The sequence below is a fragment of the Microbispora sp. GKU 823 genome, from assembly GCF_002027145.1.
GTDB classification, from domain to species: domain Bacteria; phylum Actinomycetota; class Actinomycetes; order Streptosporangiales; family Streptosporangiaceae; genus Microbispora; species Microbispora siamensis.
Genome location: NZ_MWJN01000237.1, coordinates 1 through 1,795, shown reverse-complemented (window position 1 = coordinate 1,795; position 1,795 = coordinate 1). Strand labels below are relative to the sequence as shown.

General features: G+C 68.7%; 2 protein-coding genes and 1 pseudogene. All 3 read right to left on the bottom strand.

Annotated features, from left to right (window positions below):
• Positions 1-421: pseudogene (locus B1L11_RS44450) on the bottom strand (integrase); the annotation flags it as partial.
• A gap of 136 nt (positions 422-557) precedes the next feature.
• Positions 558-1,400: a sigma factor-like helix-turn-helix DNA-binding protein gene (locus B1L11_RS44445; RefSeq protein WP_079321114.1), complete on the bottom strand. Its 843-nt coding sequence runs from the start codon at positions 1,398-1,400 to the stop codon at positions 558-560.
• Positions 1,401-1,546: 146 nt separating this feature from the next.
• A partial coding sequence (locus B1L11_RS49390; protein ID WP_079321113.1) for a hypothetical protein occupies positions 1,547-1,795 on the bottom strand: 249 nt, incomplete at its 5' end.

The window sequence follows — 1,795 nt, the reverse complement described above, 5'->3', positions numbered from 1 at the left end:
GGGGGTCGGTGGAGGCGACCCAGAAGCCGCCGTCGCGGTTGCGATAGGTGCCGAGGGTTTCGACGTACTCGCGGCGGGCTTCGGCGTGCTCGGGTGTGCCGCCGGGCAGGCTGTCGAGGCGTACGCGGTGGGGTGCGGCGACCTGTTCTAGCCGGTCGTCGCAAATCACGATCGGCTCAGGTATGCCGGTGTCGAGGATGAGGGTTGAGTCGCCGAGGACGAGCCAGTCGAGGTGGTCGGCGGTCTGGCGGAGCATGATGACGGTGGCGGAGGGGGAGCCGCCGTGGGTCAGGTCGCAGGTGAAGTCGTGCAGTGAGGTGACGTGCTTGATGCCCTGGGCGAGGAGTTCGGGCAGGGGGCCGGCGCTTTGGGTCATCTCGGCGAGCAGGGCGGAGCCGAGGGTGTGGGAGTACCACCGCACGCTGTGCGAGCATGCCGAGGTGACACCTGGCGGGATACTGGCACGTCGAGCAGGACGACGGCGTCGGCGGTGGCGCCGATGAAGTCTTCGTTGGGCCGGTCGGGATGGGCGGGTTCGCTGGCGAAGGCGACGCGCATCAGGTGTCCTCGTGCCGGTAGAGCGGGCTGGCCAGTTCCGCCCGCACTGGTTCCCCCGTTTGCGGGTCGTATTCGACCCCGACCACACAGGAGAAGCGGCGGTCGCCGACCTGCCCCCACAAGGTGGCGATCTCATTTGCGAGCAGGTGGATGACGCCGAGGGAACCGTTGGGGTGGATACCGGCGATGGCCAGGAACGACCCGTTGCCGTCCGGGCGGGGCAGGCGGCCGAGGAAGGCCGAGTCGGTCGGCTGGGCGGGGTCGAGTTGGGAGCCGGAGCGGTACTCCCGGCTGGTGCGCGTGTCGAGGAGCTTCCAGCCGGTGTCGTCGCGGTCCCAGTGGATGACCGGGTCGGCGTCGTACGCGGCACGCATGGCATCCGACATGCGGGGGCCGCAGATGACGAGCAGCCCTGGGCGGTTGAGGTCGATCTGCCCGTCCACGGTGACGTTGTCGGTGGCGACGGTTAGGCCGAAGGTCCGGGCGAGGTCTTCCAGGCGCTTGCCAGCGCGCATGTCGTCCAGGGCGACCATGGAGCGGCCGGTCGTGGCGTCGTGCCGCAGCGGGGTCACCACGGTGACGGTCCCGACACCGAGGAACGCGCCTTCGGGGGCGGGGCCGGTGTGGCGGATCTGGTGGATACGCCCGCGGGACAGGCCGGCCTTCTCGGCGATCTGCGCGTAGCTCATGCCTTGGGCGTGGAGTTCCTGGATGACGCGGCGGCGCAGGCGTGCCAGTTCGGTGACTTCTTGCTGGGCGGTGTTGAGTCGTTCGGTGGCGACCCGGAGCAGCAGGTAGGGATCGTCGATGGCGGCGATTTTGTCCAGGTCGCTCGGTGGCACGGTTCCTCCTTGGTGGTGCGCACCCGAGTCTAGGCCCCTAGACGAAATGCCGTCTATTCCTCTTGACAGTACGATTTTGGCGGGTTTGCCGCTCTTTGGATCCACAGCCCGGATCGCTGACCGCCGGTTGGGGACACCGCGCGGGCTCACCGCGCCATTCCCGTCAGCAAGGCCGCCCAGACCTCACGCGCCCGGGCGAGGGGCCAGCGGTGGGTCTCGCAGATCTCGGGGGCGTCCTCGTTCTGGAGGGTACGCCGAATGAACCCCTGTCCACCCGCCTGGCACAACTCATAAACCATGGCCAGGCAGTTGCAGGTCCAGGCGAGCACGCGCACCCGCGCTCCGTCCGAGGGCTCGAACCATTCCAGCTTCGTGCATCCTGACTGCCGGCGATC